The organism is uncultured Azohydromonas sp. (assembly GCF_937926365.1).
GTDB lineage: Bacteria > Pseudomonadota > Gammaproteobacteria > Burkholderiales > Burkholderiaceae_C > Azohydromonas.
Genome location: NZ_CALAOH010000093.1, coordinates 37,625 through 58,647 on the forward strand (window position 1 = coordinate 37,625; position 21,023 = coordinate 58,647).

The window sequence follows — 21,023 nt, forward strand, 5'->3', positions numbered from 1 at the left end:
ACCGCGATGATTCATCGCGCCGTCCGGGACTGGCGCCTGTCCCTGCTGTGCGCCTTGGTGGCCATGGGCCAGGCTGCCTCTGGCGTGGCCGATGCCTGTTCGCTCGATACCCTGTTGCGCCTGCCTCTGGAACAGCTGCTGGAACTGAAGATCGGGCCATCGAGTTGCAGCCCCGGCCCGTCCACATCCCCCGCACTGCAGCCGCGCATCGCGCCGGGGAGCCGGCCATGAGGGTCCGTGTCCTTTGGCGTGGCCTGCTGCGGACCTTGTCGGTGCTGAGCGCCGTCGGCATGGCGCTCGCCGCCCATGGTGGGGAGCTGCCCGAATACCGGCTCAAGGCCGCCTTTCTCTACAACTTCGCCGCCTACACCGAGTGGCCGGCGGAGGTCGGTAGCACGCTCAACGTGTGCATCTACGGCGCGGACCCCTTCGGCATCGAAGCCGCCGCCTTGAACGGGAAGCGGGCCGGAGCGCGGACCCTGGCGGTGCACCGCAGGACGCAGGCCGAGACGCTCAAGGGCTGCCAGGTGGTCTTCATCGCCAACGCGGGCAGCGAGACGGTGCGGCGCGTGCTCGACGTGCTGCGCGGGCTGCCGGTGCTGACGGTGGCCGACACGCCGCAGGCCTTGCAGCATGGCGTGGCCCTCAACATGAATCTCTCGCAGGAGCGCGTCACCTTCGAGGCCAGCCTCCGGGCCGCGCGCGAGGCGCGGTTGGAACTCAGCTCCCGGCTCCTGCGCTTGGCTACGGAGGTACGGCAATGAGCCGCATGAACAATGGCCTGTGCGGCAGTACGCTGGGACAGCGCCTGCGTCGCGTGAACCGCATCACGCTCGGCGCGGCCACCGCCATCGTGGCGCTGGTCATCACGGCCAGCAGTGCCGTGCTGGGCCTGCTGTCCATGATCGACACCAGCCGCCTGCAGGCCCGGATGCTGGCCGAGAGCGCCGCCGCGGCGTTGATGTTCCAGGATCAGAAGGCGGCCACGGAGCTGCTGCAGCCGCTGCGCAACATGCCGCAGGTGCTTGGCGCGGCGGTGTACACCGCCGAGCAGGTCGCGTTCGCGCACTACGCCGCCGAAGGGCAAGCGCCGCCCATGGCGCCGCTACCGGGCCGTGCCGGGGCGCGCGAGCTCGGTCCGACCCGGCTGCGGGTCGCGCAGCCGGTGCTGTTCGAGGGCCAGCACCGCGGCAGCGTGGAGCTGACACTGACGCTGGCGCCGCTGTACCAGCAGCTCCTGTGGCAGCTGGCGGCGACGCTGGGCGCCACGGCACTGGCGCTGGCCATCAGCCAGCTGCTGCTGCGGCGGCTCAACGCCTCGGTGCTCAACCCCATCGCCGAGCTCAACGCCCTCACGCAGCGGGTCTCGCTCAATGCCGACTACACGCTGCGCGCGCGCAGCAGCGACATCGTGGAGCTGCGCTCGTTGGCGCAGGGCTTCAACGCCATGCTGGAGCAGATCCAGCAGCGCGACACCAGCCTCGAGGCGCATCGCAACCACCTGGAAGAGGAGGTGAGCCGGCGCACCGCGGAGCTGGTGCAGGCCAGGGACGCCGCCGAGGCCGCCAGCCGAGCCAAGAGCGAGTTCCTGGCCACGATGAGCCACGAGATCCGCACGCCCATGAACGGCGTGCTGGGCATGAACCAGCTGCTGCTGGACACGGCGCTGGACCCGCTGCAGCGCCAGTGGGCCGAGTCGGCGCAGGCTTCGGGGCAGCACCTGCTGGGTGTGCTCAACGACATCCTGGACTTTTCCAAGATCGAGGCTGGCCACTTGGAACTGGAGGACGCGGCCTTCAGCGTGGTGCGGGTCGTGGAAGAGGCCATCGCGATGTTCGCGCAGCCGGCCGAAGTCAAGGGCTTGGAGCTGGCGATGCAGATCGTGCCCCACGATGCCGAACTGACCGTGCGTGGCGACGCGTTCCGGCTGCGCCAGGTGGTGGCCAACCTGGTGGGCAACGCCATCAAGTTCACGGAGGCGGGCGAGGTGGTGGTGCGGGTCGTCATGCTGGAGCGGCACGGGGGCATGGCCTCGCTGCGCATTGGCGTCGAGGACACCGGCATTGGCATCGCACCGCAGGCCTGCATGCACATCTTCGAGCACTTCGCGCAGGCCGACGGCTCGACCACGCGCCAGTACGGCGGCACCGGGCTGGGGCTGGCCATCTGCCAGCGCCTGGTACACCTGATGGGGGGCCGTATCGGCGTGCGCAGCGAGCTCGGCGCGGGATCGACGTTCAGCGTGGAACTGCGCCTGCCTGTGGCCGGCAACGGCACGGCGCTGCCGCTGGACGGCGCCCTGCTGGAGGGTGCGCGCGTACTGGTTGTGGATGACAACCAGACCAACCGCGACATCCTGCTGCACCAGCTGCAGGGCTGGCGCATGTCGGTGCACTGCGTGGACGGCGCCACGCCGGCGCTGGCCGCGCTGCACCAGGCCGCGCGCACGGGACGCCCCTTCGATTTGGCCATCCTGGACATGCACATGCCTGGCATGGATGGGCTGGCGCTGGCGCGCTCCATCCGCGCCGAGCCCGCGATGGCCGCCACCCGTCTGGTGCTGCTGAGCTCGACCTACGCCGATGCCGACGCGCGCACGCGGGCGCACGCCGGGCTGTGCCGCAGCCTGAGCAAGCCCATTCGCCGCGCCGATCTGCACCGCGTTCTCGTGGGGGTGCTGGCGGGCGCACAGGACGACACGCCGGCTGGGACCAAGGCGCCGCAGGCGCGGCACGGCACACTGCGGGGCCACGTGCTGGTGGTGGAGGACAACCCGGTCAACCAGGCCGTCGCCCAGGCCATGCTCGATCGGCTCGGGCTGCGCTGGACGCTGGCCCAGCACGGGGCCGAAGCCGTGGAACTGGTGCGCGGCAACGACTTCGACCTGGTGCTGATGGATTGCCAGATGCCGGTCATGGACGGCTACCAGGCGGCGACGGCCATCCGCGAGCTGCCCGCGAGCCGCGGTGCGGCGTTGCCCATCGTTGCCGTGACGGCCAACGCATTGCGCGGCGACGAGCAGGCCTGCCTGGACGCCGGCATGAACGGCTTCCTGGCCAAGCCCTACACCTTCACGGCGCTGCATGCCGCGCTGGCGGCCTGGCTGCCCGCCGGATCGGACACCACGGACCTCGTGGAAGATGCGGACGCCAGCCCGGCGCCGCCCCCATCGGTACTGGGCACGGCCTCGAACATCAACGCCAAGACCATTGCCATGCTGCGTGAGATGGACGAACACGGCGGCCTGGGGCTGCTGTCGCAACTCGTGGCCTCGTTCAATGCATGCGCGGACGGCAGCGTGCAACGCATGAGTGCGGCGCTTGATGAGCGCAATGCCCGGGGACTGCGGCAACTGGCGCACGCCCTGAAATCCGCCGCCGCGAATCTGGGCGCCGATGCGCTGGCCGCCTGCTACCGCGAGATCGAGCACTGCGCCCGCGATGGACGGCTCGAAGCCGTGCCGGTGCTGCTGGCGCCGACGCACGCCGAACAGCAGCGCGCGCTAGCCGCGCTGCACGCCATCGTCGCCGAGGCCACCGCATGAGCGCGTTCAAGCAATCGATCCTGGTGGCCGACGACGACGCCGGCGCCCGTCTGGTGATGCAGGCGGCGCTGCGCAAGGCTGGCTACGACGTGCGGCTGGCCAGCGGCGGTCACGAGGCCTTGCAGCAGTTCGGCGCCCACCCCTGCGACATGGTCATGCTCGACGTCGACATGCCCGACCTCGACGGCTACGCGGTGTGCGCCAAGCTGCGAGCCCAGGCCGGGGCGCTGCTGCCCATCGTCATGGTCACCGGCATGGACGACGTGGCCTCGGTGGAGGCGGCGTACGAGTGCGGCGCCACGGACTTCATCGCCAAGCCGGTCCACTGGGCGCTGATCGGCCATCGCGTGCGCTACCTGTTTCGCAGCCACCAGGCGATGCTGGACGTGCATGCTGCCGAGGCCCGCATCGCGCGGCTGGCCTACTTCGACAGTCTCACGGGGCTGCCCAACCGGCACGCCTTCCTGGAACGCCTGGAGCACGAGGTACAACGTGCCCGGCAGCACCGTGGCCGGCTGGGCGTGCTGTTCATGGATCTGGACGGGTTCAAGAATATCAACGACACCCTGGGCCATGACGTGGGCGACCGAGTGCTGGTGTCGGCCGCGGAGCGGCTGCGCGAGAGCGTGCGCGCGCGACCTCGTGTCGCGCCCGCTGACGCCCGAGCCCGGCCTGCGGACGATCGAGGCTGCGCCGGACATCACGCTGGCGCGCCTGGGCGGGGACGAGTTCACCGCGGTGGTGAGGGACATCGGTCATGTCCAGGACGCCGTCGCCATCGCGCAGCGCATCGCGCAGTCCCTGCGCGTGCCCTTCGTGCTGGAAGGCCGCGAGTTGAACCTGGCCGCCAGCATCGGCATCGCCTGCTATCCCGACGACGGCTGTGACTCGGCCACCTTGCTCAAGCACGCCGACGCGGCCATGTACCAGGCCAAGCGCTCGGGCCGCAACGGCATCAGCCTCTACCGTGCCGGCCTGACGGACCAGCTGCTGCAGCGCATGGACCTTGAAAGTAGCCTGCGCGCCGCGCTGGCGCGCCAGGAGTTCCACCTCGTCTACCAGCCCCAGGTCGAGGCGGCCACCGGGCGCATCCGCTCGGTCGAGGCGCTGCTGCGCTGGAGCCATCCGACGCGGGGGCTGGTTCCGCCGGCGGAGTTCATCCCGCTGGCCGAGGAAAGCGGCCTGATCAACAGCATCGGCCAGTGGGTGCTGCGCACGGCCTGCATGCAGGCCGCGCTATGGAATCGCGACGGTCCGCCCGTGACCGTGGCGGTCAACCTGTCGCCGCGCCAGTTCGAACAGCCCGGGCTGGCGCGCATGGTGCTGGACGTGCTCGACCAGACCGGCCTGGCGCCGCAGCTGCTGGAGCTGGAGGTCACGGAAGGCGCCGTGATGGAGAACGCCGATGCCGCGCGGCTGATCCTGCAGGCGCTGCGGGAGCGCGGCATCCGTATCGCGCTGGACGACTTCGGCACCGGCTACTCGTCGCTGGCCTACCTCACCCGCATGCCGATCCAAAGCATCAAGATCGACCGCTGCTTTGTCAACGGATTGCTGGCCGGCGGGGAGAACGAAGCCATCGTGCGCGCGGTGCTGGCCATGGCTCACAGCCTGCGCATGCGCGTCACGGCCGAGGGCGTGGAGACGCAGGAGCAGGCCCGAATGCTCAAGGCGCTGGCCTGCGACCTGCTACAGGGCTACCACTTCAGCCGCCCGGTGCCCGCGGCACAGGTGCCGCAGCTGTTGCAGCGCAGCTGGGTGGTGAGTGACTGACGAACGCAGGGCAGGGCCTCGTTTATTGCTGATGCTGCAATTCGCTATTGGGCGAGGCGCTCTTTTTCCTGGGCGTGCCGGCACCTACTCTTCATGCCATCGATGACGCCAGCCACGCAGCAGCGCATCGAAGACCGAAGCCACAGCGGCGCCAACCGGTCCCAAGCTGCGGCATCACCAGGAACTGCCATGTCCAAACTGCTTCAATACGTTGCCATCTCCACCATTGCGGTCGCCAGTGCCTTCGTGACGGCACAGGCTCATGAGGCCGACGACGCACCTTCCGGCGCCACCGCAACGCCGGCCGTCCACGAATCCGCTCCCGTCTTCAGCGCTCAGCCTTCCGCGCTGAGCCGGGCGGAGGTGCTGGCAGACCTGCAGGTCTGGCAGGACTCGGGGTTGGCCGCGCTCCAGCACGGCGAAACGCCGGATGTCTTCAGTGCCGAATACCAGCGCGCGTCGGCGCTGTACGACGCGCTGCGCAAGTCGCCGCGCTTCGCGATGCTGGTGCAGAGCATCGCCGCCAAGCGGGGCGAAGTCACTGCCGGCACGGCATTCGACGCCACGCGAGCCGTGCGCTAAGCGAAGCCGGCGGCCGGGCACTCGGGTCGCCATTGCGCAACCTTCGACCATGGACCAGCCTGAGGCCAAACCGGCGCAACCGGTGCGGCGCCACCGCCTGTGCGACGCCGCGGTGGTGGCGGCGCTGCGTGCCGACCCCCCGCCGGGACTGAACTGCCGCAGCGAGGCGGAGCTCGAAGCCACGCTGGACGCGGTGCTGCGGGCGCACGATCCGGCCCTGGACCTGCACGTCTTCGGCTACGGCTCGCTGATGTGGGACCCGGCGATGGACGTGCTGGGCAGCACCGTCGCGCTGGTGCCGGGCTGGCATCGGCGCTTCTGCCTGCGCATGGTCTTCGGCCGCGGTACGCCGCAGGCGCCGGGCGTCATGCTGGCACTGGACCGCGGCGGCAGCTGCCACGGCGTGCTCTACCGTATCGAGGCCTGCAAGGTGAGGGAGGAGCTGCGGCTGCTGTGGCGGCGCGAGATGCTGGCCGGCTCCTATGACGCGCGCTGGGTCTGGGCCTGGGCCGGTGGGCGCCGGGTGCGCGCCCTCACGTTCGTCGCCATCCGCCGCCACGAGCGCTACATCGGCGGCCTGCCGGTCGATGCCGTCGCGCGGCTCGTGTGCACCGGCCAGGGCCGGTACGGCAACTGCCGCAGCTACTTCGACGCGACGGTCCAGGCCCTGCAGCGGCTGGGCATACGGGACGCCGGCATCGAGCGGCTGCGGCGCGCGGTGGCGGGCGCCGACCGCGAAGCCGGCTTGCCGGTGCCGGTCACGCCGGGCGGAGGCACGCGTGGCGTTCGAAAAGCTGGACCGCCCAGTCGATGAAGACGCGCACCTTGGCGCTGAGGTAGCGGTTGGGTGCATAGATCACATGCACCGGCATGTCCGGCCTGCGCCAGTCCTCCAGCAGCGGCACCAGGCGTCCGGCCTGCACCGCCTGGTGCACCGCGTAGGACGGCGCCTGGATGATGCCCAGACCTGCCAGGCCGGCGGCCAGGTAGGCGTTGGTATCGTTGACGACGAGCTTGTGGTTCAACACCGGCTCGATCTCGCTGCCGCCGTGGGAGAACCTGAAGGGCAGGGCCCGCGTGCTCTGCGCGGTGATCATGCCGACCGTGGGCAGGCGCGCGACGTCCTCAGGCGTCCCGGGCTTGCCGTGCGCCTGCAGCAAGGCCGGCGCGGCGCAGGTGGTGAAGCCGAAGCGTCCGATGCGCCGGGCCACCATCAGCTGCTCGTCGACGTTGCCGGCGCGGATGGCGCAGTCGATGCCTTCGGCCACCAGGTCGATGTGCTTGTGCCCCGTGCCCAGTTCCACTTCGACGTCGGGATACTCGCGGTAGAACCCGGCCAGCGCCGGCACGATGACCATCGTGGCGATGCCCGGAGCCGTCTCCACGCGCACCCGGCCCGAGGGCTTGGCCAGCGACTGGCGCGTGGCCGACTCGATGTCGGCCAGGTCCGCCAGCAGGCGCACCACCCGCTCGTAGTAGGTGGCGCCTTCGGCAGTGACGGTGACCGAGCGCGTGGTGCGATGCAAGAGCCGCACCTTGAGGTCCTGCTCCAGGGCCTGGATCAGCCGGGTCACGGTGGCGTTGGGCAGGTTCATCGTTTCGGCTGCCTTGGTGAAGGTGCCGGCCTCAACCACCCGGACGAAGGCGTTCATCGCGGCGATGCGGTCCATGCTTTCGAGTCCAATCCGAACAAGCTCAAGACGCCCATCAGGTCATTGGGGATGACAAGGAAATTTAGGCCGAGAAGAAAATGGGTGTTGAGTTGGGCCGGAAGACTATTGCTGAAACTGCAAAGCCGTGTTTCAGCCGGCCCGGCTTTTTCGCCACCCCGCTTGAACCATATCCTTTTCGGGACTGCTGACGGCGCAGCAGCAGGCCGTCAGGCCAGCATAGTCGCGGCAGCGGCGTGTACCGAATCCGAGCGCCCCATGCCCGGCCGATAACCTGCATCGCAATCCGCACGCCATCTTGGTGGATTGGAACGCAAATCTCGAAGAGGACCCAAATGCCTAGCGAAGTTGTCATTGCCTCTGCAGTGCGTACGCCCGTCGGCGCATTTTCAGGCGCGCTCAAGGACGTCCCGGCCGCGGCCCTGGGCGGGCACGCCATTGCGGCCGCGCTCGGCCGGGCCGGTCTGGAGCCCAGCGTCGTGGACTCGGTGGTGTTCGGCAATGTCGTGCAGGCCGGCAACGGCATGAACGTCGCCCGCCAGGCCGCCCTGGCCGGTGGGCTGCCCTGGCCGGTGGGCTGCCGAATGCGGTACCCGCCTATACCGTCAACCGTGTCTGCGGGTCGGGTGCGCAGGCCGTCGTCAGTGCCTATGCCGAAGTCCTCAGCGGGATGTCAGGCGTCGTGGTGGCCGGCGGCACGGAGAACATGGACCGCGCCCCCTACCTGCTGCCAGGCATGAGGTTCGGCAGCCGCATGGGTGACGCCTCAGCCGTCGATGCGCTGCTGCGCGACGGGCTGCACGATGCGTTCTCCGGTCGGCATTCCGGCTGGCATACCGAGGATCTCGTGCAGCGCTTCGACATCTCGCGCGGCAGGCAGGATGCCTATGCCGCGGAAAGCCAGCGGCGCTTTGCAGCCGCGCAGGAAGCAGGGTGGTTCGACCACGAGATCGCGCCCGTCACCATCCGAGGCCGCAAGGGCGACGTCGTGTTCGGCAAGGATGAGTCCAACCGGCCGGAGACAACGGTAGAGAGCCTTGCGAAGCTGCGTCCCGCGTTTCGACCGGACGGCACCATCACCGCGGGAAACGCCCCCGGCGTCAACGCCGGCGCTTCGGCCATGGTCGTGACCAGCGCCGAGACGGCCCGCTCGCTGGGCCTGGAGCCGATGCTGCTGATCGGTCCGTGGGGCTGGCCGCGGTCGAGCCGGGCATGTTCGGCCTGGGGCCCATCCCGGCGATAGAGAAGGCGCTGGCGCTCGCCGGGTGGAAGACCGGCGACGTGGACAGGTTTGAGGTCAATGAAGCCTTTGCCGCCATCGCGCTTGCGGTGCGGGATGAACTGCGCATCGACGAGCACAGGTTCAACATCGACGGCGGCGCCATTGCCCATGGCCATCCCATCGGCGCCACGGGTGCCATCCTCATCACCAAGGTGGCGCATGCATTGCGGCGCACCGGCGAGCGCAAGGCCGTCGTGGCGCTGTGCATCGGAGGGGGACAAGGGATAGCGCTGTGCCTTGAGCGTGCCTGAGGGTTGCGCTGGCGCGCGGCTTGCCGGAAGGCAAGCCGCGTCCGGCCTTACTGGGCGGGCGCTGCCCGCGGTGTATGGCGGAGCAGGTCCCGCATGGGCGTGTCCAGACAGGAGGCGCAGTTGCTGATTCGACCATCAGCCGGGAGCTGCGCCTTCGGGGGCGAGGTCACTTGCTGGCGTTGCGGGCTTTCGCCACCTCACTCATGAATTCAGCCAGCAGCACCGGGTCGATCTGCTTGGCGAACTTTTCCGTGACGGGCTTGAGCCGCTCGCGCATGCGCTCGCGCTCGGCCTGCGGGACGTCGTTGACGGCCATGCCCTTGGCCGGCGATTCCTTGAGCATGGCCGCTTCGCGCTCACGGTTGAGCTTGCGCTCGTAGTCCGTGGCCTCCTGGGCGGCATCGGCCACGATCTTCTGGTCCTGCGGGCTCATGCGGTCCCAGGTCTTCTTGCTGATGAGCACGACCAGCGGGTCGTAGACGATGCGCGTGGTCGAAAGGTACTTCTGCACCTCCGCGAAGTTGGCCGTGGCGATGGTCGGCAGCGCCGTCTCCTGACCGTCCACTGCCTTCTGCTCCAGCGCGGTGTAGAGCTCGGGGAAGGGCATGGGCACCGCGTTCGCGCCCAGCGTGGTGTAGATGTCCACGAAGATAGGGATCTGGATCACGCGGAACTTCAGGCCCTGGAAGTCTTCCCACTTCGTGATCGGCCGTTTGGAGTTGGTGACGTTGCGAAAGCCGTGCTCCCAGTACGCCAGTCCCACCAGTCCCTTCTCGGGCAGCTTGTCGAGCAGCTTCTTTCCAAAGGGGCTGTCGACCACCGCGTCGGCTTCCCTGGCGTCGTTGAAGACCATCGGCAGGTAGTAGACCGCGAAGTCCTTGTTCATGGTGGACAGCAGCCCGGTGCTCACCACCGTGATGTCGATGGTTCCTCCCTGCAGCGAGGAGATCACCTGGGCGTCGCCGCCCAGCGTGGCGCCTGGAAACAGCTTGGCCTTGATCCTGCCGCTGCTCTTGGCGGACATCAGGTCGGCGAACTTCTGGGCGCCCACGCTGAAAGGGTGGTCCGCGGTCTGCGCGGAGGCGATCTTCAGCGAATACTCCTTGCCCTGGTTGGCTTGAACGTTGGTTGACAGGACAACACCCGTTGCAAGTGCTGCGGTCCACAGCCAGTGGCGACGTGTCTTCATGGCGTAATCCTTCGAATGGTTTGACAGGGGGCGATGCGAATCGGTCGGGTCGGTGGTGGTGTTCTAGAACGCGACCTGGTGCGCGCCCTTCAAGTCCAGGATCTCGCGCGCCTCGTCGGGCGTGGCGATGTCGATGTTCAGCGCCTCCAGCACGGCGCGGATGCGCCGCACCTGCTCGGCGCTGGAGACGGCCAGGCGGCCGGGGCCGATCCACAGCGAGTCTTCCAGGCCGACACGCACGTTGGCGCCCATGGCCGCTCCGATGGTGGCCAGCGGAATCTGGTTGCGCCCGGTGCCCAGGATCGACCAACGGAAACGGTCGCCGAACAGCCGTGCGGCCGTGCGGTGCATGTGCATCAGGTCTTCCGGATCGGCACCGATGCCCCCGAGGATGCCGAACACGGACTGCACGAACACGGGCGCCTTGACCAGGCCGCGGTCCATGAAGTGCTTGAGGTTGTTGAGGTGGCTGATGTCGTAGCACTCGAACTCGAAGCGGGTGCCGTTGGCATTGCCGATCTCGAGGATGCTTTCGATGTCGCTGAAGGTGTTCTTGAAAATCAGGTTGCGGCTGTTTTGCAGGTGCTCGCGCTCCCAGTCGTGCCTGAATTCCTTGAAGCGGTCGAGCATCGGGAACAGGCCGAAGTTCATCGAGCCCATGTTCAGCGAGGCCAGCTCGGGCTTGAAGGTGGTGGCGGGCAGCATGCGCTCCTGCACCGTCATGTGCGGGCTGCCCCCCGTGGTGATGTTGATCACCGCGTTGGTGGCCGCCTTGATCTTGGAAAGGAAGGGGCGGAACAGCTCCGGGTCCTGGGAGGGGCGCCCGTCTTTCGGGTCGCGCGCATGCAGGTGCAGGATCGCCGCGCCTGCCTCGGCAGCTTCGATCGCCGCGGCGGCGATCTCGTCGGCCGTCACCGGCAGGTGGGGCGACATGCTGGGCGTGTGGATGGCGCCGGTGGGCGCGCAGGTGATGATGGCTTTGGCTCGGGTGGCCATGGTGGACTCCATGAATCGGGAGGGCGCCCTGGCGTGCCGGGCGCGGTGTGACCGTGCAGGGCTTTGCGCGGGTCAGCTCAGGGCTTGCGTGAGGCCATCGACGACCAGTTCCTGGCCGGTGACGTTGGCCGCCAGGTCGCTGGCGGCGAACAGCGCCATGTTGGCGATGTCGCGCGCCGTCACCATGCGCCCCAGTGCCGCCTGCGAGGTGTAGTCGCGCGTGACTTCCTCCAGCGGCTTGCCGTTGGCCTGCGCCTTGGCAGCAATCACGGCGCGGATGCGCGGCCCGTCCACGGCGCCGGGCAGGATCGCGTTGACCCGGATGCCGTCGCGGCCGAGTTCGATGGCCAGCGACTTCGTGAAGCCCACCACGGCCCACTTGGATGCCGAGTACGGCGTGCGCCCCGGCATGCCCAGGTGCCCCGCGGCCGAGGAGAGATTGATGATCGACGCATCGGCGCTCCTGCGCAGGCGCGGCACGGCCTGGCGCACGCACAGGAACTGGCCCGTGAGGTTGACGGCCAGCGTGCGCTCCCAATCCGCCAGCGACAGGGTTTCCACGCCGCCCGTCGGGCCGGCGACACCGGCGTTGTTCACCAGCACGTCCAGGCCGCCGAGCTTGCGATCCAGCGTCTCGAACAGGGCGGCGACGGCGGCTTCGCTCGACACGTCGGCCAGGCAGACGTCCACCTCCGGCAGCTCGCGGGCCAGCCGTTCCAGGCTGGCGGCCTGGACGTCGCACACCATCACCCTGGCGCCGGCGGCGGCAAAGCCGCGCGTGATCTCCAGCCCTATGCCGTCAGCGCCGGCCGTCACCAGCACGCGCTTGCCGGCCAGCGAAGTCTGATTCCACATCTGCAGTCACTCCATGAGGGGTTGGATTCGGTATGTGGTGATCCTAGATCTGTGATCACAGATCACTTATATGGAATTACCCCAGTTGGCTATACTGCTTAGATGGCCCTTACTGAGCTTGTCACTCCGCTGAAGCGCCAGACCTTGAGTGCGAACGTCTACGAGCAGCTCAAGGAACTGGTGATGTCCGGGCAGATGATGCCGGGCGAACAGATCTCGCTGCGTAGCGCCGCCGTGGCGCTCGGTGTGAGCGTGATGCCCGTGCGTGAAGCGATGCAGCGCCTGGTGGCGGAGCAGGCGCTGGAGGTGACGCCCAATCGTGCGTTGCGGGTGCCGACGATGACCGTGAGCCAGTTCCGCGAGATCACCACCATCCGAGTCAATCTGGAGGGTTTGGCCACCGAACAGGCGGCCGCGGCGATCGACGAGGAAAGCCTGAGCAAGGTGCTGCAGTGGCACGACCGGTTTTCCGCCGAGATGTCGGCTGCGAGGCCGGACGGCTCGCGCCTGATCACGTTCAACAAGGAACTGCACTTCGCGATCTACGCGGCCGCCAGGATGCCGATGCTGCTGCACATGATCGAGGCCCTGTGGCTGCGTATCGGCCCGATCCTGAACCACGACCTTCGCGCGGGCTCGCGGCGCATTGCCGAACAGGTCGCGGTGACGCACCACACGGCACTCGTCGAGGCGCTCGCCAGGCGCGACGGTGCGGCCGCGCGCCGGGCTCTGCAGGGCGACATCGGCAGTGCGGCGGAGTTCATCATTTCCGCTGGTGTGCTGCTGGCTGCTGACGCCACGCCCGCCAACCCGCCGGCGGGCGCCGCAATGCCGCCGCGACGCCCGAATCGGGCGTGAGCGCCTCGGCGTCGCATGGCCGAACGCCTGGCTCTCACCCCACTCAAGACGACAGCGCCTGTGCCCGCCGCCAGGCCGCGGGCGGCAGCCCGGTCGCGCGCTTGAACGCGCGCGAGAACGCCGCCTCGGACTCGTAGCCCACTTGTTGCGCGATCGAGGCCACCACCGTGTGGCCTTCGCTCAAGAGCCGCGCACCACACTGCAGCCGCCACTGCGTGAGGTACTGCATTGGCGGCATGCCGACGAGCGCGACGAAGCGCTCGTGCAGCGCAGATCGCGACAGGCCCACGCGGCGCCCCAGCTCTTCGAGCGTCCAAGGCTGCGCGGGGTCGCCGTGCATCAGCGAGAGCGCGCGTCCGACCTGGCGGTCGCGCAGCGCGCCCAGCCAGCCTTGCGACTGCTCGGGCAGCGCGTCGAGGTAGCGCTTGACCGCATCGACGAAGACCATCTCGCTGACCCGCTGCAGCAACGCGGCGCCCCCCGCACGCTGCGCGCCACATTCCTGCGCCGCCTGCTCCAGCACCGGCGCCACCCAGGCGCCCACGCCCGCTGCCGGCAGGTGCAGCAGGCGCGGCAGCGCGTCGATGAGCGGGTTGAACGGCTTGAGGTCACAGGCGATGAAGCCGCACAGGATGACCGCCGACGCGTCTTCCGTGGGCAGGCTTTCGCCGGCCGCGAAGGCGCCGCCCCGGTACGAGATCGGGATGGGCTTCGGGTCGTCGCGCATGCGCGTGAGCCAGTCGCCCTCTTGAGCGGGCGAGACGCCGGGTGCACTGGACACCACGTGCGCATCGCCGTGCGGCAGCATGACGATGTCGCCGGCGCTGAGCCGCAACGGCGGCTCGCCCTCCACCGCGACCCAGCCGCTGCCCTTCACGAACAGGTGGTATTCGATGACGTGATCGGCGCCCGGCATCACGGCCGGCCCCAATTCCTGCGAGGGCGGCGCCCATGCCGACCACTCGTCGCGGCAGCTCACGTGAAAGAACACGGAGCCTCGCAGCCGCACGCTGCGAAGCACGTCGGACAGCGGATCGAGCTTGTTCATGCCTGCCTCGCCGATGCAATCGCGGACGGATGAGCAAACGCGGGCGACGGCAGGGAAAGCGCGCCCAGGGTCAGCGGCCAATCATGAACGCACCGATGCACGGATGCACCGGACCACTCTCCGACACAGGAACGCGACACCATGACCACCGCCTCTACCCCGGAACCAACGCCCGACTACACCGCGATCAAGCAGCGCCAGCAGGCGACCTGGGCCAGCGGCGACTATGCCGTCGTCGGCACGACGCTGCAGATCGTCGGCGAGCAGCTTGCCGAGGCCGCCGATGTGCGCAGCGACGAGCGCGTGCTCGACGTGGCCGCCGGCAATGGCAACGCCACGCTCGCCGCCGCGCGCCGCTACGCTCGCGTCACCTCCACCGACTACGTGCCCGAGCTGCTCGACAAGGGCCGCCGGCGTGCCGAGGCCGAAGGCCTCGACGTCAGCTTCGAGGTGGCTGACGTCGAAGCGCTGCCTTACGAGGCGGCGAGCTTCGACGTGGTGATCTCGACCTTCGGTGTCATGTTCGCCCCCGACCATGCGTCGGCCGCGCGCGAGATGCTGCGCGTCACGCGCCCGGGCGGCCGCATCGCGATGGCGAACTGGACGCCCGAGGGCTTCATCGGTCGCCTGTTCAAGACTATCGGCGCCCACGTCCCCCCGCCGGCAGGCGTGCGCTCGCCCGCACTGTGGGGCAACGAGGCGCACCTCACCTCACTGTTCGGTCCAGCGGCGCGCGCGCTGCGGGTCGAGCGCAAGCATTTCAACTTCCGCTACCGCTCGGCGGCGCATTTCCTCCAGGTGTTCGGCGACTACTACGGTCCGACCCACAAGGCGCTCGCCTCGCTGAACGCCCAAGGCCGCGCGGCGCTGCTGGCCGACATCGCCTCGCTGCTCGGCGAGCTCGATGTCGGCCGTGGCCGCGGCCTGGTCGTGCCCAGTGAGTACGCGGAAGTCGTCATCACGGTCGCCTGATCCGTCAGAGTGAGCGCGGCGGGCGGGCCACTCCCGCCACCCGTCGCGCCCAGAAGAGAAGAGCCGAACCATGTCGATAGGCGCAGAGCCTCGTCCACGAGGCCCAGGCCAGGCGGCGCACGCCAGCGTGCGCCGGTTCAGTCGCCCCCAGGGCCGTAGCTCTCTTGTAGGCGCTGCAGTTCACCGCTGTCGCGGGCACGGCGCAGCTCCTCCTTCACCTCGGCGCGGGTCTTGCCGCCCTGCATGGCCGCTTCGCCTCTGTCGAAGCTGCGGCCGGCGGCGCCCGCCGGGGCGGTGCCCTGGTTCGTGCTGTCCCACCAGTCGTAGTAATCGCTGTTGAGCCTTTGCAGCGAGCCGTCGGCGCGTGCGCGTTCGAGCTCGGCCTTGACCTCGGCGCGCGTGAGCGGCCGATCCTGCGCCCAGACTGCCGTGGAAGCCAGTGCCACAGCCAGCGCTGCCATCGGGATGTAGAGCTTCATGGGCATCTCCTCGCCGGCCTTCGAATGAAGCCGGCTGCAGCCACTGTAGGCGCCGCGGCGTGACCCGGCGCAATCAGGCGGCGGGAACAGGGATACCCGGCGCCGCAGAGGTGCGAGCCTCAAGGCGGGTCGCGTCCTGGCTGCGATCCTGGAGAACGACATCCGCTCGGGGACGAGGCAGGCCGCCGCAGCCTGTTCGGGCGTGACATGGAAGGCGGCCACCGCGCGAAGCCCACCTGCCAGGCGCGTCAGGAAGTCGTGGAAGGCCGCCCCTGTCGAGCCTCACACCACGTCCCATGTGCTTCACCCGCCGATGTGGGCTTGATCGCGGCACGAATACCGCGTGTGCCCGGGTGCGCTCGGGGCCTGGATTTCGTCAAAGCGGCCTTGTTCGTGCAGGGGCCTCGAACCGCGGCCATCGAGCCAGGCGAGATAGTGGATGTCCATGGCGTTCGACCGGGACAATGCGGTTGCTTCGATGTGAATGCAACTGCATGGTTGACCTTTCACCAGGAATCGGGTGAACAAGGCGATGAAGGTGCCGCATGGGCTCAATGGCGGCTCGACCACTGCCAACGTCCTGAGCGACGCCCACTACACGCCGGAGCTCTGGAATCCGGCCACGGGCCGTTGGACACCTACCGCGCGCGCCACGCAGGCAAGGCTCTACCACTCGGCCGCGATCCTGCTGTCCGATGTCAGTATGCTGACCGGCGGCGGTAGTGCCTACGGACTGGTTGCTCAACTCAATCTTCATCTTCAACGGCGTGCCTTCCAAAGCCAGGATGCTGCGCATCACTGCACCGCCACCGGCCTGATGTGCGCCGCCACGGCAGTGTTGATACCGCCGCAACGTTGCGCCGCTGTTCGAAGTACGGCCGCAAGGCTCACCGGTCGAGCGCCAAGGGATTGCCTGGCGCGGATTTCAACGATCGTGGATGCCCATTTCAGGCTGATTGTGGACGGCAGAGCCGGTGCCGTCCGTGACGGCGCGCTGAGCGGGCTTGCTGAACGCGGATCTTGCTTCCTTGGATGCTTGGCGCAGGCCGTCTTCGGCAATTCGTGTCTTCTCGGGGTGGTTTCGAGGACTCCTTCGGACGCGCTCCTCGAATGGATCCGGCGACAGGGAGTGACTCGACTGCTCCATCGAGCAACAGTGGACGCGGGGCAGGCCAGGGTTTGGGCTTACGTGATTTCCGTGATGCGCGGTTGAGATTGATAAATGACAATTGGCGTCATGCAGCACACCGACAGCTGAGGCGTCCATCAGCCCCCTGGCTGGATGAGCGCCCTTGGCGGTAATCCTCTCCACCCAGACGCTGATCATGGACAACAACTCGCTTTCACGCCCACCTGCCGAAGCACCGCCCGCTGAATATCTCTCAGCCATGGCTGATCTGGAGCGGCGTGCCTTCCGTGGTGAATTGAGCCTTCGCCAAGTCCGCCACGAGATCTTCGCGCTGCGCGAACGGTTTGGTGCCGAGCCCGCGCTCGTGATGCAGTGGGCCGCCGGCTCACGCTGATCCCGGGCTGACCGCGTCTCCCCGCGCGGCCGGCCTGCGCCCGCGCTCCGAATCCGCGCGGACTGCCCCGGTTGCCCTGCGGATGGCAGGTCGTGCGTGTCATCTGCCTGCCGAGCGGTTTCAGCGGCTTGCCAGAGCGCCGGCGCTGAAAGCCGGGCCTGGCAAGCCTGTCCTCCATGCCCGGACAGCGACCACGCTGTTTCGGTGGTCGTGGAGCCCGTTGGGCATACCCCCGATGCCCAACGGCCTGCACACAGGCGCTGGACTACAGGAGGAACAGCGCGGCCCCTGATCAGAGCAAGCGCACCGCTCCCAGCAGTTCGAAGGCTTTGTCTTCCGAAAGCGTGCCTTGCCGTGCCTTGAGCACCAGCATCTTGATAAGCGCTTCCGTGATGGGCGCCAAACCGCCTTCGATGACCAGGGTCTGCGACACCATCGCCGTGAAGTCGACAGGCTGCAAAGGCAACGATCCAGGGCTTTGCAGGGCCGGAGGCTGCGCCGGCACAGCGTTTGGGACCGGTGCAGGGGCAGCCACGACTTCGGCCTGCCGCCGTACGGGCACAAGCGCTTGCGCCGCTGGATCAACTTCTGCTTCCGCTGGTGCCAGTAGGTCGGCCGGGGCCGCAGCGGTTGCAGGCGCGCTGGTGGATGCTGCGGCCAGATCAGCGGGATCGAGGGACTGCTGGCTGCCGCGTTGGGATACTTCTTGGGTGCGCCGCCCCTTTGGCTTCTTGACCGCAGTGGCCAGGGAAACCGCAGCACTTCCAGCGGGGCCTGCCGGCGCGGCATTGAATCCACTCGACACCGTTGCGGCTGCAGGGGCTGCCTCGGCTGTGTTGATGGCGCCCATGGGCGCGGGTAACGCCGGCGCTGGGGCCGCGTCGCTGCTGCCCGGGGTGGTTTCGGCGTCGATGACCGTATCCCGCAAGGGCGCAAGGCGTTGGAGCGTGGTTGCAGGAATGTCGGCAGCCGTACGCGGCGCCTCGAACCAGTCATCAGGCAGACCCAGCGCGCGCGCCATGCTGTGGCAGAGGTCCTTGTCCAGGCTCTTGCGCCCGCTGAGCATGGTCGATACGTACGGTGGCTTGGCATGGAGGACCCTGGCCAGCGCGCTCTTGGCGCCTTTGCCCTGAAGCAACACGGTCAGGTTCTGCTTGCGCAACTCGGGAGTGGCCATGGAGGAGGTTTGTTTCGAGCCGGACCGCGGCGTGAGAGCGATCTCGGAAAGCGGCAGCTGCGCTTCGGCGACGCTTGCAACGCGTTGTCCAGCCTTTTGTTGTCGTCCAGGAGCAGCGAGGGTTTTGGCGCGGCCCGTGGCCGAGAAGGCGGCTTGGGGTACTGTTTCCATAGCGTCGTGGTCCATGGCGCCCGGGGGCGGCTCCACGGACTTGGAAGCTGCGGCGTCGGCAACCCGGGCTTGCCGCGAGGCGGGCGCTAGTTGGGCTGCGGCCGCGGGTTGCGCCGAGGCGTGGCTCAGCGTGGGCAATGGCTCTGGGGAGGCCTCGTCAAGATCGTCGTCGTCATGCAAGGCGACCTTGTCAGGGTTCTTCAACAGATCCACCGTGCGCGTAGGCACCTCCCTGTTGAGTCCGTCCAGCCACTTGCCGGGCAGCTTCAAGGTTCTTTCGATATGGAATGCCGTCTCGTCGGGACACAAGGCGCCCTGGGACATGGCTTCCAGCCGCTCCAAGGGTACCTCGGCCACCAATGCCAAGGCTTCGCGCACGGGTGCGTGTTCCAGCAACAGACGCAAATTTGCAGCTCGCAAGGCGCCATTCACTCCTTGCTTGGCGACTTGCGCCTTGGAGTTATCTTGCCGCGGCCCCTTGGAGCGTGGGTTCGACGCCGGGTGCAAGAGGACGTTATCCCGTACCGGCTCGCGGGGGCCACGGTCGCGGCTGCGGCCGCGGTCGCCGTTACGGTGCTTCGGTTGCCAATCAGGCTTTGCCAAATGAAGTCCCTCAATTTTCGAAAGGCGAGGCTGTCTTGCCTTGCGCTCAGTCCTGCAATCAAAAGTGTGCTCGGTGTGGAGGAGTCCGTGCCAGTGCTTGTCCCATGGTTCCGTCGCGGCTGGGGTGGTACAGCGCCAGGAAGACGCCACCTTCAGCCGCTCGTATTGCGGGAACATGGCGCGCCGCGCCTCGTCATCCATAGTAGTGGAACCTGACCACGAAACTTCCTTGAGAGGGGCCGCCGCATGGCTTCAGTCGTTGGCCCAGGGTGTCCCCACCAGTGCCGTCACCGGCATCGAGCGTGTCACCCAGGCGGCTTCAAGTACTTTAAACAACATACCAGATACTGCTACCAACCTCTCCGTCTCCCTGTACTCGATACATCCTCAACCAAGCTACGCAAAACCATCCTCCTGACTCGCTCCTTTGTTTTCCTCAAACGAGGCCAGCGACAAAACCGGGACAATGCGCAGGCAGATCAAGGGGCGAGTAGAAGGGGAGGTGTTGTGGTGAGTTTCGCGTATGTTGTTAGCGGTGCTGACTGCGCCTTGTGTTCGCATTCGTGCCGACACAACCCCTGGCTCCACGCCCTCACCACCGGATGAAGGCTTCGGCCAGCGCGCGCGGCGCAGCGCCAGGTTCAGCGCGTTGACCACGGCGCACGCCGGGACGGTGCAGGCGCATCAGCGCCACGCCGGGTATGGGCGCCGCTGCAGCAGCAAGATGCCGTCGTCAGCCATGGCGCCTCAACCTTGCCCGAAGCGCGGCGGGCGCTTTTCGAAGAAGGCCGCCACTGCTTCCGCGTGGTCAGCCGTGTGGTGCGCCAAGCCCTGGAAGCGGCCGGCGGCATCCAGTGCCTCGTCCAGCGTGCCGGTGCGCGCCTGCAGCAGCAGCTGCTTGGTCCAGCGCAGCGCCTGCGGCGCGTTGGCGGCAACGCGGCCCGCCAGCGCGAGGGCTTCTTCCAGGAGCAACTCCGGCGCCACGACTTTGGACACCAGCCCGATGCGCAGCGCCTCCTGCGCATCGATGGCATCGCCCGTGAGCGCCATCTCCGCGGCCTTGGAAGCGCCCACCACGCGCGGCAGCAGCCAGCAGCCGCCATCGCCCGGCACGATGCCCACCTTGACGAAGCTCTCGGCAAAGCGCGCTGCGCTGGAGGCGATGCGGATATCGCACATGCACGCCAGGTCGTTGCCCGCGCCAATGGCCGGCCCGTTCACGGCCGCGATGATGGGCAGTTGCAGCCGCGCAAAGGCCCGCGGGATGCGCTGGATGCCATTGCGGTAGTTCTCGGCGATCTGCTGCGGGCTGCCGGCGAACATGCCCTCGCGGTCGCGCATCTTCGCCACGTCGCCGCCGGAGCAGAAGGCGCTGCCGGCACCGGTGAGCACGGCAACGCGCAGGCTCATGTCGGTGTTGAGGCGCTCGAACAGCTGCTCGAAGGCCGCGTACATGGCCTCGCCGTCAAGGGCGTTGCGCGTGGCAGGGCGGTTGAGCGTGAGCAGTGCCACGGCGCCGCGTTGCTCGAAGAGGATGGGGTCGTTGTCGTGCATCTCGGTTTCCTTGTGTGGGTCTTCAACGCTCCCGAACTCTGAAAACCCATTCGTGCCCAGAGGCATCGAAGCACGAAGGGGCACCGCAGCCCGGCAGGCTGACCTGCCGCACTGCCGGGGCCGTCCATCCTTCGATGCCTTGGGACGAACGTCGTCGAGATTCGAGAGCATGGTGAGTCTGCGCCATTGTCAGAGCGGCAGCGGCCGCCACCGTACCGCCGGCGGTCTTCAAAGTACTTCCACAACGAAAGAGCGCGGGCGGCACCAATAGTCGCTGTCCACTCTTGTCAGGACACCTCAAAACACTTTCGGCGCCAGCGCAACCGCGGGCAGTTTCCTTCTTGTGCGCCGCATGGCCATGACGGAATGCAGCCCCCAATGTGACGCACTGCGTTCACACAACTAAATCTGACCCTACCGGCTCGGCGGCTCTCCGAGGGAGCTGCAACAAGTCATGCCTTTGAGACCGGGGCGGCACGCCAACTAAATCTGGCCC

General features: G+C 68.0%; 18 protein-coding genes and 2 pseudogenes. 12 read left to right on the plus strand and 8 right to left on the minus strand.

Annotated elements, in window-relative coordinates:
- Window positions 1-6 precede the first annotated feature (6 nt).
- From Q0741_RS09640 to Q0741_RS09670, 7 genes and pseudogenes are all read left to right on the plus strand, one after another.
- A complete protein-coding gene (locus Q0741_RS09640; RefSeq protein ID WP_298232984.1) occupies window positions 7-231 on the plus strand; it encodes a hypothetical protein in 225 nt (74 codons plus the stop codon).
- A complete protein-coding gene (locus Q0741_RS09645; protein WP_298232985.1) occupies window positions 228-764 on the plus strand; it encodes a YfiR family protein in 537 nt (178 codons plus the stop codon). The genes Q0741_RS09640 and Q0741_RS09645 overlap by 4 nt, the downstream gene beginning before the upstream one ends.
- On the plus strand, window positions 761-3,544 hold the full coding sequence (locus Q0741_RS09650; RefSeq protein WP_298232986.1) for a response regulator: 2,784 nt from the start codon (window positions 761-763) through the stop codon (window positions 3,542-3,544). The genes Q0741_RS09645 and Q0741_RS09650 overlap by 4 nt, the downstream gene beginning before the upstream one ends.
- A 56-nt stretch (window positions 3,545-3,600) precedes the next feature.
- Window positions 3,601-4,125: pseudogene (locus Q0741_RS09655) on the plus strand (response regulator); the annotation flags it as partial.
- A gap of 160 nt (window positions 4,126-4,285) precedes the next feature.
- Window positions 4,286-5,317 carry a bifunctional diguanylate cyclase/phosphodiesterase gene (locus Q0741_RS09660; protein ID WP_298232987.1) on the plus strand — a complete coding sequence of 344 codons (1,032 nt, stop codon included), beginning with the start codon at window positions 4,286-4,288 and terminating at the stop codon, window positions 5,315-5,317.
- Between the two features lie 189 nt (window positions 5,318-5,506).
- The gene (locus tag Q0741_RS09665) at window positions 5,507-5,899 is read left to right on the plus strand and encodes a hypothetical protein (RefSeq protein WP_298232988.1); all 393 of its coding nucleotides are present in this window, start codon (window positions 5,507-5,509) and stop codon (window positions 5,897-5,899) included.
- A gap of 49 nt (window positions 5,900-5,948) precedes the next feature.
- Complete coding sequence (locus tag Q0741_RS09670) at window positions 5,949-6,713, plus strand: gamma-glutamylcyclotransferase (RefSeq protein ID WP_298232989.1); 765 nt, start codon at window positions 5,949-5,951, stop codon at window positions 6,711-6,713.
- On the opposite strand, the gene Q0741_RS09675 is transcribed toward Q0741_RS09670, so the two are convergent.
- Window positions 6,658-7,569, minus strand: coding sequence for a LysR family transcriptional regulator (locus Q0741_RS09675; protein ID WP_298232990.1), 912 nt, complete (start codon window positions 7,567-7,569; stop codon window positions 6,658-6,660). The genes Q0741_RS09670 and Q0741_RS09675 overlap by 56 nt on opposite strands.
- Before the next feature lie 335 nt (window positions 7,570-7,904).
- Between Q0741_RS09675 and Q0741_RS09680 the strand changes: the two are divergent.
- Window positions 7,905-9,102, plus strand: a pseudogene (locus Q0741_RS09680) (acetyl-CoA C-acyltransferase).
- A 166-nt stretch (window positions 9,103-9,268) separates the two neighbouring features.
- Here the strand turns inward: Q0741_RS09680 and Q0741_RS09685 are convergent.
- The 3 genes from Q0741_RS09685 to Q0741_RS09695 all read right to left on the minus strand — a co-directional run bounded on the left by Q0741_RS09685 (window position 9,269) and on the right by Q0741_RS09695 (window position 12,142).
- Window positions 9,269-10,291 (minus strand): TRAP transporter substrate-binding protein, encoded by a 1,023-nt coding sequence (locus tag Q0741_RS09685; RefSeq protein ID WP_298232991.1) that lies wholly within the window; start codon window positions 10,289-10,291, stop codon window positions 9,269-9,271.
- Window positions 10,292-10,354: 63 nt separating this feature from the next.
- Window positions 10,355-11,287 carry a 3-keto-5-aminohexanoate cleavage protein gene (locus Q0741_RS09690; protein WP_298232992.1) on the minus strand — a complete coding sequence of 311 codons (933 nt, stop codon included), beginning with the start codon at window positions 11,285-11,287 and terminating at the stop codon, window positions 10,355-10,357.
- A 72-nt stretch (window positions 11,288-11,359) separates the two neighbouring features.
- Entirely contained in the window at window positions 11,360-12,142 is a 783-nt protein-coding gene (locus Q0741_RS09695) for an SDR family oxidoreductase (RefSeq protein ID WP_298232993.1), read from the minus strand.
- A 102-nt stretch (window positions 12,143-12,244) separates the two neighbouring features.
- Here Q0741_RS09695 and Q0741_RS09700 point away from each other — a divergent pair, with 102 nt between their 5' ends.
- Window positions 12,245-13,000 (plus strand): GntR family transcriptional regulator, encoded by a 756-nt coding sequence (locus tag Q0741_RS09700; RefSeq protein ID WP_298232994.1) that lies wholly within the window; start codon window positions 12,245-12,247, stop codon window positions 12,998-13,000.
- 43 nt (window positions 13,001-13,043) lie between these two features.
- On the opposite strand, the gene Q0741_RS09705 is transcribed toward Q0741_RS09700, so the two are convergent.
- A complete protein-coding gene (locus Q0741_RS09705) occupies window positions 13,044-14,048 on the minus strand; it encodes an AraC family transcriptional regulator (protein WP_298232995.1) in 1,005 nt (334 codons plus the stop codon).
- Between the two features lie 141 nt (window positions 14,049-14,189).
- On the opposite strand from Q0741_RS09705, the gene Q0741_RS09710 reads away from it, so the two are divergent.
- Window positions 14,190-15,020 carry a class I SAM-dependent methyltransferase gene (locus Q0741_RS09710; protein WP_298232996.1) on the plus strand — a complete coding sequence of 277 codons (831 nt, stop codon included), beginning with the start codon at window positions 14,190-14,192 and terminating at the stop codon, window positions 15,018-15,020.
- A 137-nt stretch (window positions 15,021-15,157) separates the two neighbouring features.
- Here the strand turns inward: Q0741_RS09710 and Q0741_RS09715 are convergent, their stop codons facing one another.
- On the minus strand, window positions 15,158-15,499 hold the full coding sequence (locus Q0741_RS09715; RefSeq protein ID WP_298232997.1) for a DUF4148 domain-containing protein: 342 nt from the start codon (window positions 15,497-15,499) through the stop codon (window positions 15,158-15,160).
- 520 nt (window positions 15,500-16,019) lie between these two features.
- Between Q0741_RS09715 and Q0741_RS09720 the strand changes: the two genes are divergently transcribed.
- Entirely contained in the window at window positions 16,020-16,712 is a 693-nt protein-coding gene (locus Q0741_RS09720; protein ID WP_298232998.1) for a hypothetical protein, read from the plus strand.
- 79 nt (window positions 16,713-16,791) lie between these two features.
- Window positions 16,792-17,022 (plus strand): hypothetical protein, encoded by a 231-nt coding sequence (locus tag Q0741_RS09725; protein WP_298232999.1) that lies wholly within the window; start codon window positions 16,792-16,794, stop codon window positions 17,020-17,022.
- A gap of 292 nt (window positions 17,023-17,314) precedes the next feature.
- On the opposite strand, the gene Q0741_RS09730 is transcribed toward Q0741_RS09725, so the two are convergent.
- Together Q0741_RS09730 and Q0741_RS09735 are read right to left on the minus strand one after the other, a co-directional pair.
- Window positions 17,315-19,174 carry a hypothetical protein gene (locus tag Q0741_RS09730; RefSeq protein WP_298233000.1) on the minus strand — a complete coding sequence of 620 codons (1,860 nt, stop codon included), beginning with the start codon at window positions 19,172-19,174 and terminating at the stop codon, window positions 17,315-17,317.
- A gap of 546 nt (window positions 19,175-19,720) precedes the next feature.
- Window positions 19,721-20,527 (minus strand): crotonase/enoyl-CoA hydratase family protein, encoded by an 807-nt coding sequence (locus Q0741_RS09735; protein ID WP_298233001.1) that lies wholly within the window; start codon window positions 20,525-20,527, stop codon window positions 19,721-19,723.
- Window positions 20,528-21,023 lie beyond the last annotated feature (496 nt).

Bases quoted from the DNA above. Each gene is read 5' to 3' on its own strand.
- Q0741_RS09640 (WP_298232984.1), top strand. From the start codon at position 7: ATGATTCATCGCGCCGTCCGGGACTGGCGCCTGTCCCTGCTGTGCGCC.
- Q0741_RS09645 (WP_298232985.1), top strand. From the start codon at position 228: ATGAGGGTCCGTGTCCTTTGGCGTGGCCTGCTGCGGACCTTGTCGGTG.
- Q0741_RS09650 (WP_298232986.1), top strand. From the start codon at position 761: ATGAGCCGCATGAACAATGGCCTGTGCGGCAGTACGCTGGGACAGCGC.
- Q0741_RS09665 (WP_298232988.1), top strand. From the start codon at position 5,507: ATGTCCAAACTGCTTCAATACGTTGCCATCTCCACCATTGCGGTCGCC.
- Q0741_RS09670 (WP_298232989.1), top strand. From the start codon at position 5,949: ATGGACCAGCCTGAGGCCAAACCGGCGCAACCGGTGCGGCGCCACCGC.
- Q0741_RS09675 (WP_298232990.1), bottom strand. From the start codon at position 7,569: ATGGACCGCATCGCCGCGATGAACGCCTTCGTCCGGGTGGTTGAGGCC.
- Q0741_RS09685 (WP_298232991.1), bottom strand. From the start codon at position 10,291: ATGAAGACACGTCGCCACTGGCTGTGGACCGCAGCACTTGCAACGGGT.
- Q0741_RS09690 (WP_298232992.1), bottom strand. From the start codon at position 11,287: ATGGCCACCCGAGCCAAAGCCATCATCACCTGCGCGCCCACCGGCGCC.
- Q0741_RS09695 (WP_298232993.1), bottom strand. From the start codon at position 12,142: ATGTGGAATCAGACTTCGCTGGCCGGCAAGCGCGTGCTGGTGACGGCC.
- Q0741_RS09700 (WP_298232994.1), top strand. From the start codon at position 12,245: ATGGCCCTTACTGAGCTTGTCACTCCGCTGAAGCGCCAGACCTTGAGT.
- Q0741_RS09705 (WP_298232995.1), bottom strand. From the start codon at position 14,048: ATGAACAAGCTCGATCCGCTGTCCGACGTGCTTCGCAGCGTGCGGCTG.
- Q0741_RS09710 (WP_298232996.1), top strand. From the start codon at position 14,190: ATGACCACCGCCTCTACCCCGGAACCAACGCCCGACTACACCGCGATC.
- Q0741_RS09715 (WP_298232997.1), bottom strand. From the start codon at position 15,499: ATGAAGCTCTACATCCCGATGGCAGCGCTGGCTGTGGCACTGGCTTCC.
- Q0741_RS09730 (WP_298233000.1), bottom strand. From the start codon at position 19,174: ATGGATGACGAGGCGCGGCGCGCCATGTTCCCGCAATACGAGCGGCTG.
- Q0741_RS09735 (WP_298233001.1), bottom strand. From the start codon at position 20,527: ATGCACGACAACGACCCCATCCTCTTCGAGCAACGCGGCGCCGTGGCA.